This is a genomic window from Desulfosporomusa polytropa (assembly GCF_055380075.1).
In genome coordinates, this window is sequence record NZ_AP042400.1 from 5,090,010 (window position 1) to 5,107,629 (window position 17,620).

A 17,620-nucleotide genomic window follows, 5' to 3' on the forward strand; every position below is an offset into this window, starting at 1 on the left:
AAGATGATAAAATGTTTAGGCTCATAAATCGGTCCTTTAGAGGCGGGCAACGTTAGCAGCTTTTGCCAAGGCATTGTATTGATAACCATTTATAAAACTGGATATTATAAAATACCTCGCAGTTTAACTGATTAGACTTCGAGGTATTTTTTTATTGCTGCAACTTGTAACAAAATCTGAATTTTTACGCAGGAAAACAGTAGGACGTAAGAAATCCCGAAAACAGGGTCACTTTTTTAAAATAGGACAATTGTCCTATGATAAATTATTGAGATAACACGATGTATATAATTGGGCATAAATAAGCCAAATGTTGGGTATCGATATCCGGCGGCTGAGACTTAAAAACAATTGCTGATAATAACGCGGCTGTTTTTAAGTAAGGTTAAGAATGCTTAATGCGATCAGTGCATTTGATAGCCGCAGAGCCAAAAATAATAATGAGGTGTTGTCAGAGTGAATCTAAAAACTTTTTTTCGTAAGTCAGTAATGGGAGTAGGAGCCTTGACTCTTTGCCTTTCATTGGCTATAAGTCTACTTCAACCAACAAAAACCGAAGCCTTTAGTTTGGGTAATCTTGGGGGCGCCATCGTTGGCACCGCAGTACAACAAGAGAAGGTAAAAGAGTCGCTTGATTACTATGAAAATGATGGACGAAATGAACTTTTTGCGGAACTTAAGAAATCAGACGGTGTAAACAATGACTCTTATCTAAATGAAGAGCTTGATCGTATTATGACAAAATTGTCAAGTTCGATTGCTAAAACCGAGCCTTCCATAACCGATAAGCCATACAATTATTTTATTAACCCAAAGACAGAATTCAACGCTTATTGCAGCCTGGGGCATAATGTTTCCGTCAATGCGGGCGTTTTTTCCTTTCTTGATAATGACGAAGACAAAATTGCAGCTGTTGTGGCCCACGAATTAGTTCACGGACAAAAAAAACATCCGATCAACGGTGCTAAGAAAAGATTAACAGTAGAATTTGTCCAAAAGGTTGCCGGAGTCCAAATGAATGGTGTTGGTAAACTGGCAGTTGATGTAGTTGCTACCAATGTCAAGGCTGTAGGTGTAACCAAGCCTAATGAATGGGAAGCAGACAATATTGCCTATGGCTATTTAACTGAAGCCGGCTACAATCCTGGCGCTCCGGCCGCAGTATGGCAACGTGTCATCGACAATATGGGCAAGGGTGGATCTAAGGGACTATTTGACGATCTTTTAAACCCTTCCACTCATCCGGGTGAAAAAGAAAGACGGGACAATTACGCTAAGAAGCTGACCGAATACAGCAATAACAAAGTTGCTGTCAATCCTGCTACCGGTGAAATTAAAATTAATAACAAACCATTTATGAAACCGGCTGCTGTTGGTAATATGAGCAGCCTTGAACGCAGCTATTTGGTAGCAGGCAATTTGGCTGCAGCTTATCACAGTAGTGAATCTCTTGAGCAAGCCAGGAATGACAACGGCGTAATACGGCTTGGCGAATTTTCAATAGTACAACCCTGTGCGGGTGATCCAAGCGCAGATGAACTTGTAGCAGTTCTAAATCAAATAAAATAATAAAACTAAAATACCTAAAATCTAAAAAAGCCTTATATTATATGTAGCTGCTCTCGATTACTTTATTGGGGGCAGCTTATTTAATTTAAACTTAATAAATTCTGATACCAATAAAGGAGAATCCCCTTTTTTCTTGAAATAAAAAATGACAGTTGTCGGGTATACAACTACTACCTGCACTGATTTTATCAGTTTTTTTGCGAGGAAGGTATATCCAACATGGTGATTCAGTTATATGCCGTTGCCAATGAATGGTTTTACGTATTGATTATAGCAATTCTGGAAGTGCTGGCGGTCTATACCTGGCAGTTTCGCAAAATGCCTGGTGCTAAGATGATTGTTTTGGCGCAGATAGGCAAAATGATCTGGCTATTGTCCATGGTTTTAGCTAGCATTAGTGCGGAATTGCCGGATAAAATGTTCTGGATTTCCATTCAGATGGTCACAGCTGTTTGGCTGGTTAATATCTGGTTTATATTTGTTTTGCAGCTCAGTCGACAAAAAAACAGCATTCCTCCTAAATTGAAATATGGTTTGGGTGTAATCCTCTGCGGCTTATCATCGCTCTTACTATCCAATTGGCATGGGATGGTTTGGCAAAAAACATGGCTGGAAGGCAAGACCGTTTTTCTCGTTTACGGACCGGGACAATTGGTCGTGACAGTATATGCTTACCTGTTAGGCATTATATCTACGGTCTTGGCCGTGCGTTGGGTAGTAACCAGCGTCGGCTTGCGCCGGCGGCAGGCTTTGTGGTATTGTGCGGGGGCGTTGGCCAGCTGGGTTTGCCATGGTATGTGGAGGGTTTCAGGTGGGAGTCTTGAAGTAATGCCCTGGGGTTTTTTAATCAATGGCACCATTGTAACCTGGATCTATTACCGGTGGCAACTTTACAACATCTTGCCGTTGGCTCAGGCTATAGCCTCGCGCCATGTGATTGAGGGGATGATAATTATTGATGAAGAAGATTATGTTGTGGATATAAATCCTGCCGCAGAAAGAATGTTTGAAGATTTGCCTGTGGCTGTGGGCAAGAAGTTTCAAGCCGTCAGGGATGCTTGGCCAGCTTTAGGTGAAGCAGCCGGCACACCTGAGATGGTGGAGGCTGTGCGGGAGCATCCTGCCAAAGGGCTTTGTCATTATCAATTGCGGCGGATTTCCTTGCAAATCTCCCAACAATCCCTCGGGCGAATTATACTGCTAAATGATATTACCGAACAAAAGCGCAATCAGGCCCAAATGATTGAACAGCAAAAATCGGTGGCGACCATGGAGGAACGGGCGAATTTGGCCAGGGAACTCCATGACAACTTGTGCCAGACGCTAGGCTACATCAATGTCCAGTCGCAAGCGGCTATGAAATTCGCCAGTAAAGGGCAAACGGCCGCAACGGTTTCAGGGCTAAGCAGTCTGACCGGAGCTGCCCAACGGGCTTACGACGATGTCCGCGAATACATTCGCGGCGTGCAGACAACAAAAATGAGCGAACAAGGACTGGAAAAGGCGTTGAGGGAATATGTCGGGCGGATTCAACAAGAGTATGGTTTGAACGTCGAGCTGGATATTCCGGAATATTTAGACCTGCAGAAGCTGGATGCGCACACGGCAATGCAACTGCTGCGGATTGCGCAGGAGACTTTCGCCAATAGTATTAAACACGCCGAAGCCAGCTATATTCTCCTTGAACTGAAGATAGACGCAGCAGTGGTGCGGGTTATCATTACCGATAACGGCAAGGGATTTGACCCTCAGGCCTGTTCCGGCGGAATGGGATATGGCCTTACCACGATGCGCGAGCGGGCCGAAAAAATCGGCGGAACGTTGGAAATAACTTCGGTTTCGGGACAAGGAACCAAAGTTATTGTGGAGGTTCCGCTAATAGAGGAATAAATGCATTTTACGGTTTAGAAGCATATCCAATAGCCGGACGGAGAACTGCCACCGGTTATTCCAAGAAGGGAAGTTAGGCTAGTGAAAGTATTGCTTGTCGACGACCATACCTTGTTTCGGGAGGGAATGGCAAATCTTTTCGCAGCTAACGATATCGATGTTGTCGGTATGGCCGGCAATGGGATGGAGGCGCTTGAAAAGGCGCGGAATCTCAGGCCGGATGTTATTTTAATGGACATCTATATGCCCGGGTGCGACGGAATTATCGCCACCCGTCTGATCAAGGCAGAGATGCCTGAGGTAAAAATTGTCATGCTGACAGCCTCTGAAGAGGATGACAACCTGTTTGACGCCATTAAGAACGGCGCCTGCGGTTACTTGCTCAAGAAACTTCAGGCCGAGGAACTGATTGAACTGCTCGCCGCTTTGGAAAAAGACGAGCCTCCCCTGGCACCCGGCCTTGCCATGAAAGTCCTGAAAGAACTCGCCAGCCGTGACGAGCAAAGCGAAGAAGTGTTAACGGCGGATGAGAAATCAGGTACGCTTACCCCTCGACAGACGGCTATTCTAGCCCTTGTCGCCAAAGGACAGACCTACCGCCAAGTGGCTGAGGCTCTGCGTTTTAGCGAACGGACGATTAAATCTGAGATCAAACAAATCCTGGAGCGGCTACAGCTTAAAAGCCGTAGCGAGGCCATTGCCTACGCCGCCGAAATTGGTCTGACAGGGGGGAAAACGGAATAGAGGCAGAACATCATAGCGAAGAATAGCGAAAGTGCAGTCCTTAGAAACAAGGATTGCACTTTTTTGCACTTTTGGGCAACCGGTTATGCACTTTTATTGGGCTATTTCTGCACTTTTGTACATAGACTTGACAGCAACATTATCGGTATCATATAAATGTTAAAACATTTGGCGATAAAAGGGAATGAAATGGGACATGGCGGAAAAACAAGCGGTACTGCTATGCGGACAATCCCTGTGCATGGCAGGGTTAGCCTGCCTTCTTCGAAACGACGCCGAATTCGAAGTTACTGCCGTGCCGGGCCCGGACGAAAGCCGGCGGGTTTTGGAACAAAAACAGATAGCGGCCATATTCTTTGATACGCAGGAATTTTCTCAGGCGATGGTCGCTGCCATGATAACCAATTATCCCGGCGTCTTGCTGATCGGGCTAAATGCCGAGAACAGCATGACGTTCGTTTTCTCCTGCCATCAGGACAAAACGGAAACCGTAAATGACCTGAAGAAGATTATTGCCACAGCAGTAACTTCGGATGCTTGCGACAAAGCCAACCGACTGGTTCAATATCCACAAAATAGATTGCCAAAAGGAGAAGGAAGAAAATGATGGGCTGTATATTACATAATAAAAAACAGATACTTACCGGGTTCACGATACTAACCTTGGCAACTTGTCCGGTTTACGCCGCGCGGCCTGACAGCGGCAGTGCCCTAGAAGGCGCCAAACCGCCGACGATACAGCAGCCGATACAAAAGGCACCGAGCATTACCGTCGAAGACCAGGAGCCGCCGGTGAGTGCTGACGGTCAGCAGAAAATAATGGTCAAGGGTTTTCGCTTTGGGGGAGAGCTTCCGCTGCCAGAAGGTGAATTGCTGAATCTCATCCAAAAAGAAGCCGGTCAAGAAATCACTTTAAGCGACCTCAACAAACTCGCCGTCCGGATTACCCAACACCTTCACAGGCAAGGCTATCTCGTCGCTTTAGCCTATATACCGGCCCAGGATATCAAGGATGGCATTGTTGAAATTGCTGTTATTCCCGGCAAATACGGTGAGGTAAAAGTCAAGGGTAACGGTCATATTGAGCCTGATCGCCTGAAAGCCATGCTGTTTTGCGCCAGACCCGGCATGACCATTACCAAGGGGCCGCTGGAACGGGCGCTGCTGCTTATCAGCGATCTCTCCGGCATCAGCGTAAACGCCACTCTTACTCCCGGCGAAACCGCCGGTACTGCCGACCTGATTCTTGAAACCGCCGACACCGCCAAAACAAGCGGTGCGGTCTATGTTGATAATTGGGGCAACCACTATACCGGTCGGACAAGATACGGTACGCTGATCACCGTCAACAATTTCAGCAATAACGGTGATACTTTCACTCTGGGCGGACTGACCACAGGTCAGGGCATTAACGACTATAACTTCGGTTACAGCGCCCCGCTTGGCCATGACGGTGCCAAAATCGAAGTCCAATATTCTCACGTTGGCTATAGCCTAGGCGAAGACTTCGACGACCTCGGGGCCACCGGCCGGGCGGCTGTCACCAGTTACGATATAAGCTATCCCTTCATCCGGAGCCGTTACTTCAGCCTCTACGGCACCCTAGGTTATGACATCAAACACCTGCGTGATGACATTGCCGGTTATGACAGCTATTCGCCACGCACTAATAAGTTGTGGAATCTAGGCCTGGCAGGCAATTTTGCCGATACCTGTCTGGGCGGTGGCACCAACGCCTTTAGTCTTACCTACTCTTGGGGAAAACTCAATTTCAATAACGCCGCGGCGTTGGCAACCGACGCCTCCACCGCCCAAACGAACGGCGACTTTAGCAAAACCGTATTGACCTACCAGCGCCAGCAGTATGTTGCGGCAAACCTTAGCTTCAACGTGAACTTCACCGGCCAATTGGCCGACAAAAACATCGACTCTTCGGAAAAACTCTATCTCGGCGGGGCCGACGGCGTACGAGCCTATCCCCAAGGGGAAGCCTCCGGCGACCAAGGCTACAAAGTGACCGGCGAATTCAGATGGGTGCTGCCGCACCTGTCGACAGGCAAGAACAACGTTTACCTCAACGGATTTTATGACTACGGCAGTGTAACCGTTAACAAAAAACCTTACAGCAGCGGCGACAACCGTCGCAGTCTGATGGGGACCGGTCTGGGACTGCAGTGGACGAAGGGCAGCGATTACTCCATTCGTCTGGATTACGCTTGGAAAATCGGCAATGACCAAGCCGACGACGACGATGATAGGAGCGGCCGCTTATGGCTGCAAGGCGTGAAATATTTCTAGGATTCGCAGGGAGGAATCGATATGCAGAGAAAATGGAAACGGCGCTGGCAACGCCTGGCCGAAGCGATGCGGCCCTTGGTGACGGCAGGGCTGTTGGTATTATCCGCTTATAGCCCAGCCTTCGCCAACCCCAACGGCGGCACGGTGACGAACGGTAATGCGGCCATCTCGTCCAGCGGCTCGACCATGACAGTAAATCAGACAACGAATAAGGCCATTATCAACTGGCAGAACTTCTCAATCGGCAAAGGCGAGAAAGTACAGTTCATCCAGCCGGGGACAAGCTCTGTCGCCCTTAACCGGGTAGTAGGAAACGATGTCTCCAGTATCTACGGTACACTTTCCGCCAATGGCAAGGTTTATCTCGTTAATCCGAACGGCATACTGTTCGCCAAGGGTGCGCAGGTCAACACGGGTGGCCTGGTGGCTTCAACCCTGAATATAACGGACAGCGACTTTTTGTCCGGAAAATATACTTTTAGTAAGGACGGCGGCGCCGGCAGCGTGACCAATGCCGGCACGATTACCGCCACCAACGAGGCGGTGCTCATCGGCCCTAAGGTGGCCAACGAAGGCGTAATTGCCGCCAAAGCGATAGGCCTTGCGGCAGGCAACAAAGTCAGTCTGGACTTTAACGGCGATAACCTGCTAAAAGTCGCCGTGGACACCGGCGCGGCTGGCGGCAGTGCCGCAAATAGCGGCACGATCAACGCTTCCGGCGGTACGGTGATCATGACGGCAGGCACGAAGGACGCCTTGCTTGCCACCGTAGTTAATAACAGCGGGGTAATAAGGGCGCAGAGCGTGAATAACGTCAATGGCGCCATCCGCCTCGAAGGCAGCACCGTGACCAACAGCGGCACGCTTGACGCCAGCGGCAAAGCCGCCGGTCAGACGGGCGGCAGCGTCAAAGTGCTGGGAGATCATGTTGCCTTGAAAATAGGCTCCAATATCGATGTATCTGGTGACGCTGGCGGCGGCACTGCCCTTGTCGGCGGAGCCAGGCAGGGCGGCAGCAGTGAATACGCCGCCACTAATACCAAGGTCGAAAAAGGCACGACCGTTAGTGCTGACGCGATTACCTCAGGCAACGGTGGCAAGGTCGTGGTGTGGGCCAATGATACCACGAACTTCGCCGGCACCATCACCGCCAGGGGCGGCAGCGCGAGCGGTGACGGCGGCAGCGTAGAGGTGTCAGGCAAGAAGACATTGCTTTATAAGGGTCATACCGACACGATGGCGGCCCGGGGCAAGACCGGCAGCCTGCTTTTGGATCCGGGTGAATATACCATCAGTACCGAGGCGACCGGCGGCAACGTCAAGAATAACACTGAACTGGCCGGCGAACTTGCCAGCACTAACGTCGAATTGGCAACTGACGGCACGGGTACAGGGAACATCACGGTGTCTGCTCCGGTCAGTTGGACGGCCAATACTATTCTGACCTTGACCGCCAATAACAACATCTACGTCAACGCCGACATCTCCGCCAGCGGCAGCGGCGGCCTGGTCATGACCTACGGCACCGGCGGTAGCTACAGCCTGGGCAGCGGCGCGAAGGTCGATTTGACGGGGACAAGTCCAACCCTGACCATCGGCGGCAATAGCTATATTGTTCTCAATGCAAGCAATTACTCCACCTATTATTCATCTTCATCTTTAGACCTGACGAAACGCTACGCTCTGGGCTGCGACGTCAACGCCGGCGGGACGACTTATACCACTGCTATCGGCAACAATGGCATCTTTTCCGGCATCTTCGACGGCCTTGGCCACACTATCAGCAATCTGACCATCGTAAGTCCTACATCGCTTGTCGGCCTGTTCGCCCAATCTAACAGTGGGATGATTAAAAACGTGGGACTGGTGGACGCCAACGTCACCTGCACTTATTCCGGAGCTGGATATGCGAGTGTGGGCGGGCTGGTGGGAATGAGCAACGGTAGCACCATTACCAACTGCTACATTACCGGTACGGTGACCGGAAATTTCCAATCTAGATCTGTTGGCGGGCTAGTGGGATTTGGTTACAATAATGACTCCATCACTAACTGCCACAGCGCTGGCACGGTGCAAAGCGCATGTTCAGATGGTCAACTCGGCGGACTTGTGGGGAGTTTCACCGGCAGCATGAAGGGCAGCTATAGTTCCTGCACAGTGAGCAATACCAGCAGCGGCTACAGATCTAAAATCGGCGGACTGGTGGGAGTCCTCAGCTGGAATGGCTCCATTACCAACTGCTACAGCAACGGATCGGTGATTGATGCGAGTACCAACGGCAACTGCTGGATCGGTGGATTGGTGGGGGACAGCGACTGGATGACAGGCTTCAGCGGGAATATTACGACGATCAGCGGCTGTTACAGCAGCGCCACGGTGACCGCTAAGAACGCGAGCGGTACCGATTATGTTGCCGGGCTGGTAGGGATTAACAGAGGCAAACTCACCGGCAGCTATAGTTCAGGTACGGTGAGTAGCAATATTACCACAGGCGGCCAGAATACTGTAGGCGGGCTGGTAGCGACGACCATAGCGGCTAGCACCATTACCGACTGTTACAGCACAAGCAATGTGCAGGGCAGCGGCAGCGGAAATGTAGTTGGGCTGGTGGCAAGTAACCTAGGGAGCATCAAGGACTGCTACTACGCTGGCAAGTTAACCGATACGAGCGGCGGCTATGCCTGGATCAGCTCGATAGTGGGGTATAATAACGGCACCATCACCAACTGCTACTGGGATATCGACAAGGCGGGGACAGGTACAGCCATCTACTCCGGCACGAAAGACGGCGCTGGCGTCACCGTCACCGGACTCGGGCTCACCAACCGCTATGCAGCGTCCAGCTACAACGGCTGGGATCTGGCGTTTGAGGGCGGCACTAGCCGCACTTGGCGCATCTACGAGGGGCAGACCCTTCCGTTGCTAAGAAACTTTCTCACGCCGCTGAGCGTGTCGGCCGACAGTGCCGTGACGACCTATAATGGATCTGTTGCCAGCGTCACTGGGGTTACCTACACGACTGCGGTCGGTACAACCGGCACCGCCCCCAGCCATGTGCTCGGCACCCTGTCCTATGGCAGCAACGCCAACGTCGGCACTTATACCCTTACTGGCCTGTATTCCGATCAACAGGGCCACGACATCAAATATGAAACAACTAGCAAACTGACAATTGATCCGGCAGAACTGACAGCAGTGCTAAACGCGGTGACGAAAACCTATAACGGGATGGCCGACGTTTCCCTTAATAGCAGCAATTACAGCGTCAGCGGCACGGTCTACGGCACCGATGCGGTGCAAGTGGCCGCAGCCACTGGCAGCTACAACGATCCGAATGCAGGTATCGGCAAAACGGTCACAGTCAGCGGCCTAACCCTGACCGGAGCAGACGCCGCCAACTACAAGCTGACAAGCACCAGCGCCAGCAACAACGTCAGCGTCATTAACCAGGCAGAACTGACAGCAGTGCTGAACGCGGTGACGAAAACCTATAACGGGATGGCCGGCGTTTCTCTGAATAGCAGCAATTACAGCCTCAGCGGCCCGGTCTACGGCACTGACGCGGTGCAAGTGGCCGCGTCCACCGGCAGCTACAACGATCCGAATGCAGGTACCGGCAAAACAGTCACAGTCAGCGGCTTAACTTTGACCGGTGCGAACGTCGGCAACTACAAGCTGACAAGCACCAGCGCCAGCAACAACGCCAGCGTCATCAACCAGGCCGAACTGACAGCGGTGCTAAACGCGGTGACGAAAAACTATAACGGGATGGCTGACGTTTCCCTGAATAGTGGCAATTATAGTCTCAGTGGCACGATCTACGGTGCCGACGCGGTACAAGTGGTCGCAGCCACCAGTAGCTACAACGATCCGAATGCAGGTACCGGCAAAACAGTCACAGTCAGTGGCCTAACCCTGACCGGAGCGGGTGCTGGTAATTACAAGCTGACAAGCACCAGCACCAACAATAACGCCAGCGTCATCAACCAGGCCGAACTGACAGCAGTGCTAAATGCGGTGACGAAAAACTATAACGGGATGGCCGACGTTTCCCTTAATAGCAGCAATTACAGCCTCAGCGGCCCGGTCTACGGCACCGATGCGGTGCAAGTGGTCGCAGCCACCGGCAGCTACAACGATCCGAATGCAGGTACCGGCAAAACAGTCACAGTCAATGGCCTAACCCTGACCGGAGCAGACGCCGCCAACTACAAGCTGACAAGCACCAGCGCCAACAACAACGTCAGCGTCATTAACCAGGCAGAACTGACAGCGGTGCTGAACGCGGTGACGAAAACCTATAACGGGACGGCCGACATTTCCCTGAATAGCAGTAATTACAGTCTCAACGGCACAGTTTACGGTACCGACGCGGTGCAATTGGTCACGACGTCCACCGGCAGCTACAACGATCCGAATGCAGGTACTGGCAAAACAGTCACAGTCAATGGCCTAACTCTGACCGGAGCAGACGCCGCCAACTACAAGCTGACAAGCACCAGCGCCAACAACAACGTCAGCGTCATTAACCAGGCAGAACTGACAGCAGTGCTGAACGCGGTGACGAAAACCTATAACGGGACGACCGACATTTCCCTGAATAGCAGTAATTACAGTCTCAACGGCACAGTTTACGGTACCGACGCGGTGCAATTGGTCACGACGTCCACCGGCAGCTACAACGATCCGAATGCAGGTATCGGCAAAACGGTCACAGTCAGTGGCTTAACTTTGACCGGCACGAACACCGGCAACTACAAGTTGACAAGCACCAGCGCCAGCAACAACGCCAGCGTCATCAACCAGGCCGAGTTGGCGGCTACGTTGAATGCGGTGACGAAAACCTATAACGCGATGGCCGACGTTTCCCTGAATAGCAGCAATTACAGCATCAGCGGCACGATTTACGGCAGCGACGCAGTGCAAGTGGGCGCAGCCACCGGCAGCTACAACGATGCGAACGCCGGCACCGGCAAAACAGTCACAGTCAGTGGCCTAACCCTGACCGGAGCGGGCGCTGGTAATTACAAGCTGACAAGCACCAGCGCCAGCAACAACGCCAGCGTCATCAACCAGGCAGAACTGACAGCAGTGCTAAATGCGGTGACGAAAAACTATAACGGGACGGCCGACATTTCCCTGAATAGCAGTAATTACAGCCTCAACGGCACGGTTTACGGTACCGATGCGGTGCAATTGGTCACGACGTCCACCGGCAGCTACAACGATCCGAATGCAGGTATCGGCAAAACGGTCACAGTCAGTGAATTAACTTTGACCGGTGCGAACGTCGGCAACTACAAGCTGACAAGCACCAGCGCCAGCAACAACGCCAGCGTCATCAACCAGGCCGAGTTGGCGGCTACGTTGAATGCGGTGACGAAAAACTATAACGGGATGGCCGACGTTTCCCTGAATAGCAGCAATTACAGCATCAGCGGCACGATTTACGGCAGCGACGCAGTGCAAGTGGGCGCAGCCACCGGCAGCTACAACGATGCGAACGCCGGCACCGGCAAAACAGTCACGGTGAGCGGCTTGACCCTGACCGGCGCCAGCGCAGGCAACTACAAGCTGACAAGTACTACCGTCAGCAACATGGCCAGCGTCGTCAATCCGGCGTCACTTACCATTACTGCCAATTCCTACAGTAAGGAATATGACGGTTTGGCCTACAGCGGCGGCAACGGCGTGACCTACAGCGGGTTTGTCAACGGCGAAATGGCCGCGGTGTTAGGAGGTACTCTCACCTACAGCGGCACAGCCCAGGGAGCGACAAATGCGGGGACCTACGCTATTACACCGGGAGGAATAATCTCCTCTAACTATAGCATCAGCTATGTCAATGGCACATTGACCATCAACCAGCCAACGCCAACGCCAACACCGACGCCAACGCCAACACCGACACCGACGCCAACACCAACACCAACACCGACACCGACGCCGACGCCAACACCAACACCGACGCCGACGCCGACACCGACGCCGACGCCGACACCAACACCAACACCAACACCAACACCAGAAACAGCCCCCTATATCGCTGCGGTTACTAGTGCCATTCAATCCGCCAACGGGCTGTTCGTCTACCGATTTACTCCGGATGCCGGCTATTTGATCGGCAATAACTATGGCTCGATAACGTTTAGAATTGTGCCGCCGGGTGTTAACACCGACGGTTATGTACCGCTAACCCTTTTGAGCAATTCCGAGCAAACGATAACTAAAGGAGTGTTTAGCGATGAACAAGGAAATCTTCGCTGATGGAATCAGCGCCGTTCACGTTACCGGCAATCTTGTTCGCATTGACCTGATGACGGTGCAGCCGCATCTGAAAAGCGACACTGGCCAGCCGGTAGTCGATATCAGCAATCGAATTATCATGCCGCTGGAGGGCTTTGTGCAGTCACTGGCGGTGCAGGACAACATAATCAAGCAGCTAATTGAGGACGGGGTGCTGAGAAAGACCGATCCGACACCAGAGGGCGGTTTCGACCTGACGGAAAAAAGGGAGGATAGCCAGTCCGGAAAAGCCTAATGTTTCGCCAGACGGCGGGAAAGAGGAAATGATCATGTTCACACAAAAGAAAACTTTTTTTGCAGCCGTACTGATGGCTTTGTTCATCGCGCTGGCGTCCGGCACGGCGAAGGTCGAAGCGGCGCAGGCAGCTTTGCCGGTCGGCGTAGTCGACTACCTGTATCTTATCAATAATCATCCTGATACACCGAAAGCCAACGAGGCTCTGAAAGCCGAGCAAGAGGCTGTTAAAAAGGAATTTGACGCCAAAGCAGCCGGTTGGAGTGATAAGGAAAAGCTGGAACTTGACCGGCAACTCGGCCAGCGGGTAGAACAGAAACGGCAGGAGCTTTTAAAGCCGATAACCGAGAGCATCAACGCCGCTATGAAAGCAGTGGCCGAGACTAAGGGGCTTGGAATAGTCTTACACAAAAACACCGTGGCGCTAGGTGGGCAGGATATAACCGAGGAAGTATTTAAGAAGATTAATGGCAAGTAGGCAAAGAATAGAGAGCTGCACACGCCAGGGGCTGAATTATGGGTGGGGGGGTTAATCACTCTTTCCATTTCAGCGCGAGTGACTAATAGTCAGAAGTACAATCCGAACAGCAAAAGATTCTTAACAAAAGTACAACGATGACTAATATAAGCCAAGTCCAATCACGCTCCGGAATGAGAGAATCACAATCACAACTAAAGAACATGGTATAATACCTCCCACGAAAGAAATAACTTATCAATCTACTTTATGATCTTGATCTACATAGGTGTATTAACCTAAGTTATATTTAATTACCAGTTATCTTGTTTCTTCATATGGGCAAAATATTGCTGGAGGTGATTCTATGAAAAACGAAAACCGTTGTGAAAATAACGAACAGTGCCGTAATGAGAGGAGCCCAATGGACCTTGAGTTCGCGTGTGAGTTATCAAACGTAGAAAAACGCCGCAATAACAACAAAGCGGTGGTGGCTACGGCTATAAACGGTAAAGCTTTTAAATAGATCAATCTCCATGGACGGCTTTTATGGCCGTCTTTTTATATTTTCTATCCCCTGATGTTACTATGAAAAGCTTGTTTATTTGGAAGAAGCAAGGGGACGTACTCTACTTTCCGCCGATAATATGGTATTAATTTATTGGGCATACTACTCAATCTCTTCTAACCTTAACCAATTTATTATTATTATAAAAATTTGGTAATAGATATATTTAGTATTTAAATGGATACTATAGTACTTTAAAGTGCCTACTTGTCATTTGTTGTACTACTATCTATTATTAAGAATGAAGGTAGGAGAGGAGAAAATATGTTTTATTATTTATTATCATTAATTTCAGGAGCAGCATTAACAACTCAGGTGGGAATTAACGGAAAATTGCTATCCAATGTTGGAAGTCCTGTACTAACTTCATTTATCAGTTTCTTTGTAGGTACCCTTGGATTGGCAATTGCCTATATCATAGCCGTTTATTATGGAATACAATCTGTGCCAACATTACATGCTTTTACCCAGACGAATTTCTGGATGTGGTTAGGTGGATTACTCGGAGCATTTTACATCTTCGTAGCAATTTTTTGTTCGCCCAAAATAGGGTTTGCTAACATGTTTAGTCTAGTTGTCGCAGGACAAATAATACTAGCTGTTATCTTCGACCATTTTGGTCTCTTAGGTAGTTCTGTTCATATAGTTACTCCAATTAGACTTATGGGAGTAGCCTTACTTATTGTTAGTGTATACCTAATACAAACCAATTAATTGTAACACTGAAAAAATCACCCCATTTTTGTTGTAACGATACTGTAGTTGAGTTACCGACTTGGAGTCACGGAATATAAGGCACAAGTTTAGATGTGTTAGCTTTTCCAATTAACAGGAATTAAAAAATATTGAGTAACGTATGATGAGGAGTGAAACAAATGCCAGTAATCACAAAACAGTAACTACAGACCGTAAAGAAAGGAGAGATTCCCACGAATTTATATGAAGGAATACAGAGAAGAAGAAGCATTAGGAAGTATGATAAGAGACCTATCGAAAAAGAGAAAATAGAAAAGTTAGTAAGAGCTGCGATGCAGGCACCATCGGCGGCGAATCAGCAACCTTGGGAATTTATAGTGGTCGAAAACAATGAGACACTGCAAAAATTATCGAAGGCGCATTTGTATGCAACACCAATGAAAGATGCAGCTCTTGGCATTATTGTATTGTCTAGGGCAGACGGCTTGATAGTTCCCCAATATTGGCAGCAAGACCTAGCGGCTGCGACAGAAAATATTTTACTTGAAGCAGTAGAGCTTGGTTTAGGAGTAGTCTGGATGGGTGTTGCCCCAGAGGAAGACAGAATGGCTTATATTACGGAGTTATTTGAGCTACCCCAAGGTGTAAAACCGTTTGCTATGTTAGCGGTTGGGTATTCTTCAGATAATAAATTTGTAGATAGATTTGATGCAAGCAGAGTCCATTACGAAAAATATTAATAGAAGTGTGATTTGAAAAGTTGGTGTATAGGCTCGAACGAATATACATATAAAAATTAATTATACAGGAGGTAATTGGTATGAAAGTAGTTGCATTTAATGGAAGTCCTAAAAAGGAAGGAAACACCTATCATGCTATAAAAATGGTTGCTGAGGAACTGGAAAAGGAAGGTATAGAAGTCGAAATTGTTCATGTTGGAAATAAAACAATAGGGGGATGCCGTGCATGTAATGCCTGTGTAAAAAATAATAATGAGAAATGTATAATTGACAATGATGAAGTAAATGAATGGATACAGAAAATGAAAATGGCAGATGGTATAATATTGGGCTCGCCTGTCCACTACTCGGCTATCGGCGGAACTATGAAGTCTTTTTTGGATAGAGCATTCTATGTTGCCAATACAGGCTTTTTACGGCATAAGGTAGGAGCGGCTGTTGTTGCTGTTAGGCGATCTGGTGGAGTCCCTACGTTTAATCAATTAAATAATTATATTAACTACGCTGAAATGCTTATGCCAAGTACAAATTACTGGAATGTTATACATGGGATGAAACCAGGTGAAGCACTAGAAGATGAAGAAGGAAGACAAATAATGCGAGTGCTTGGGAAAAACATGGCCTGGCTGATGAAACTAGTTGAAAATGGAAAACAAACTATAAAAGAACCAGAAAGAGAAAATAAAATACTTACTAACTTTATTCGATAGTGAAAAATTCGATGGTAACTGACGACTATAAATTGGGCAATACTATCGGCCAAAATGCACATAAGCAAACCGTGTTGTGCAAGCACGAGTTTGATCAAAATTGTAACTTGCTATGTAGAATGATAATTGCTTGGAGGCGTTGTTATTGAGTGCAATAACTGCCTTCTCTTACCATAGCCTAATAAGGAGCACATATAATAGCGACTTACTATCCAATGGATAGTAAGTCGCTATTATTTCCGTACCCTTAAACTGATTGTAGGACTTTAAACTTACAGATATAGGAGAGAAAAAGGCATCTGGAATATTATTTGTTTTAAGTCTGGTCTTTGCTTTTGTGATGAACGTTTCTGACGTCCCAATTATTTACATATGAGTGAAATTAATAACTTTTATACAAAGCAGGAATAGAAAGAATAGAAAGAGAATATAGAGTTATCAGAAATTTAAAAATATCGGGACAGAGAATGAAGAGAAGTCCGCGCATGACCGTAGTAATGTATAAAGTTACAATGGTGATGTGTTTGGGTTTCTCTTTTATATTTTGTCTTAAGGGGGTGTTGTGTAAAAGATAGTATTCATTCAAAGCCACTGCAGTTTCACAAAAAAATTAGAGGAGGTTATTTAATGACAACTCCATATTTAGGTGAATTTCTTGGTACGGCCGTTCTAATTTTCTTTGGTAATGGTGTCGTTGCAAACTCGCTACTCAAGTTTTCTAAAGCAGAAGGTTCCGGGTGGTTTAACATTATTACTGGCTGGATGGTGGGTGTTGCCATGGGCGTGTATGTTTGCATTGCCTGTGGTGCACCGCAAGGTGATATTAACCCAGCGGTAACCTTTGCTAAATTACTTAACGGTGTATATACGACTCCGGAAGCTATTATTATTATGCTTGCGCAAACCGCCGGTGGTTTTGTTGGCGGCTGCCTTACTTATCTGTTTTTCCGGGGTCACTGGGAGGCAACTGAAGATCAGGGAATAAAACTAGGTGTTTTCTGCACAGGTCCGGCCATTCGCAATTATGGTCAAAATCTGTTTTGCGAAACGCTGTCAACTGCTATATTTATTTTTGTAATCTTTGCGATGTTCTCCAAGCCAGTTGGCGGTATGGCTCCCGGATTTGGACCGTTCATGGTTGCAGTATTAGTCTGGGGTATGGGTGCTAGCATAGGTGGTACTACTGGATACGCTTTGAATCCTGCCCGTGATTTGGGACCAAGACTTGCGCATGCTCTTTGCCCGATTCCTGGCAAAGGCTCTTCCGATTGGGCTTATTCCTGGGTTCCTGTAGTTGGACCACTTATTGGCGGTGGTATAGCATTTGTAGCTGCTAAAGGAGTAGGCTTAATCTGATAATATAACGACATGTATTGATTGCTCTGGTATTGTCGCATTAATAGCAAG

At 48.6% G+C, this 17,620-nt stretch carries 13 protein-coding genes; all 13 read left to right on the forward strand.

Annotated features, from left to right (window positions below; all coding sequences use genetic code 11):
- Positions 1 to 456 precede the first annotated feature (456 nt).
- The 13 genes from ACZ449_RS25685 to ACZ449_RS25745 all read left to right on the forward strand — a co-directional run bounded on the left by ACZ449_RS25685 (position 457) and on the right by ACZ449_RS25745 (position 17,569).
- Positions 457 to 1,569: a M48 family metallopeptidase gene (locus tag ACZ449_RS25685; protein ID WP_464258871.1), complete on the forward strand. Its 1,113-nt coding sequence runs from the start codon at positions 457 to 459 to the stop codon at positions 1,567 to 1,569.
- 219 nt (positions 1,570 to 1,788) lie between these two features.
- Positions 1,789 to 3,459: a sensor histidine kinase gene (locus ACZ449_RS25690; protein ID WP_464258872.1), complete on the forward strand. Its 1,671-nt coding sequence runs from the start codon at positions 1,789 to 1,791 to the stop codon at positions 3,457 to 3,459.
- An 81-nt stretch (positions 3,460 to 3,540) separates the two neighbouring features.
- The gene (locus ACZ449_RS25695; RefSeq protein ID WP_464258873.1) at positions 3,541 to 4,203 is read left to right on the forward strand and encodes a response regulator transcription factor; all 663 of its coding nucleotides are present in this window, start codon (positions 3,541 to 3,543) and stop codon (positions 4,201 to 4,203) included.
- Positions 4,204 to 4,387: 184 nt separating this feature from the next.
- A complete protein-coding gene (locus ACZ449_RS25700) occupies positions 4,388 to 4,810 on the forward strand; it encodes a hypothetical protein (RefSeq protein ID WP_464258874.1) in 423 nt (140 codons plus the stop codon).
- Entirely contained in the window at positions 4,807 to 6,501 is a 1,695-nt protein-coding gene (locus ACZ449_RS25705; RefSeq protein ID WP_464258875.1) for a ShlB/FhaC/HecB family hemolysin secretion/activation protein, read from the forward strand. The genes ACZ449_RS25700 and ACZ449_RS25705 overlap by 4 nt, the downstream gene beginning before the upstream one ends.
- Before the next feature lie 21 nt (positions 6,502 to 6,522).
- Positions 6,523 to 12,768, forward strand: a complete 6,246-nt coding sequence (locus ACZ449_RS25710) for a YDG domain-containing protein (protein WP_464258876.1) — start codon at positions 6,523 to 6,525, stop codon at positions 12,766 to 12,768.
- Complete coding sequence (locus ACZ449_RS25715) at positions 12,746 to 13,042, forward strand: hypothetical protein (protein ID WP_464258877.1); 297 nt, start codon at positions 12,746 to 12,748, stop codon at positions 13,040 to 13,042. Before ACZ449_RS25710 ends, ACZ449_RS25715 begins: the two co-directional genes overlap by 23 nt.
- A 34-nt stretch (positions 13,043 to 13,076) precedes the next feature.
- Positions 13,077 to 13,520 carry an OmpH/Skp family outer membrane protein gene (locus ACZ449_RS25720; protein ID WP_464258878.1) on the forward strand — a complete coding sequence of 148 codons (444 nt, stop codon included), beginning with the start codon at positions 13,077 to 13,079 and terminating at the stop codon, positions 13,518 to 13,520.
- A gap of 346 nt (positions 13,521 to 13,866) precedes the next feature.
- Entirely contained in the window at positions 13,867 to 14,025 is a 159-nt protein-coding gene (locus ACZ449_RS25725) for a hypothetical protein (protein ID WP_464258879.1), read from the forward strand.
- 306 nt (positions 14,026 to 14,331) lie between these two features.
- Entirely contained in the window at positions 14,332 to 14,781 is a 450-nt protein-coding gene (locus tag ACZ449_RS25730) for a DMT family transporter (protein WP_464258880.1), read from the forward strand.
- A 233-nt stretch (positions 14,782 to 15,014) separates the two neighbouring features.
- Positions 15,015 to 15,503, forward strand: a complete 489-nt coding sequence (locus ACZ449_RS25735; RefSeq protein ID WP_464261944.1) for a nitroreductase family protein — start codon at positions 15,015 to 15,017, stop codon at positions 15,501 to 15,503.
- Between the two features lie 80 nt (positions 15,504 to 15,583).
- Positions 15,584 to 16,213 (forward strand): flavodoxin family protein, encoded by a 630-nt coding sequence (locus tag ACZ449_RS25740; protein ID WP_464258881.1) that lies wholly within the window; start codon positions 15,584 to 15,586, stop codon positions 16,211 to 16,213.
- A gap of 627 nt (positions 16,214 to 16,840) precedes the next feature.
- Positions 16,841 to 17,569, forward strand: a complete 729-nt coding sequence (locus ACZ449_RS25745) for an MIP/aquaporin family protein (protein WP_464258882.1) — start codon at positions 16,841 to 16,843, stop codon at positions 17,567 to 17,569.
- The last annotated feature ends 51 nt before the right edge of the window (positions 17,570 to 17,620 follow it).

Excerpts from the sequence above, each read along its gene's own strand:
- ACZ449_RS25690 (WP_464258872.1), top strand. The coding sequence starts at position 1,789 with ATGGTGATTCAGTTATATGCCGTTGCCAATGAATGGTTTTACGTATTG.
- ACZ449_RS25700 (WP_464258874.1), top strand. The coding sequence starts at position 4,388 with ATGAAATGGGACATGGCGGAAAAACAAGCGGTACTGCTATGCGGACAA.
- ACZ449_RS25705 (WP_464258875.1), top strand. The coding sequence starts at position 4,807 with ATGATGGGCTGTATATTACATAATAAAAAACAGATACTTACCGGGTTC.
- ACZ449_RS25710 (WP_464258876.1), top strand. The coding sequence starts at position 6,523 with ATGCAGAGAAAATGGAAACGGCGCTGGCAACGCCTGGCCGAAGCGATG.
- ACZ449_RS25715 (WP_464258877.1), top strand. The coding sequence starts at position 12,746 with ATGAACAAGGAAATCTTCGCTGATGGAATCAGCGCCGTTCACGTTACC.
- ACZ449_RS25720 (WP_464258878.1), top strand. The coding sequence starts at position 13,077 with ATGTTCACACAAAAGAAAACTTTTTTTGCAGCCGTACTGATGGCTTTG.
- ACZ449_RS25725 (WP_464258879.1), top strand. The coding sequence starts at position 13,867 with ATGAAAAACGAAAACCGTTGTGAAAATAACGAACAGTGCCGTAATGAG.
- ACZ449_RS25730 (WP_464258880.1), top strand. The coding sequence starts at position 14,332 with ATGTTTTATTATTTATTATCATTAATTTCAGGAGCAGCATTAACAACT.
- ACZ449_RS25740 (WP_464258881.1), top strand. The coding sequence starts at position 15,584 with ATGAAAGTAGTTGCATTTAATGGAAGTCCTAAAAAGGAAGGAAACACC.
- ACZ449_RS25745 (WP_464258882.1), top strand. The coding sequence starts at position 16,841 with ATGACAACTCCATATTTAGGTGAATTTCTTGGTACGGCCGTTCTAATT.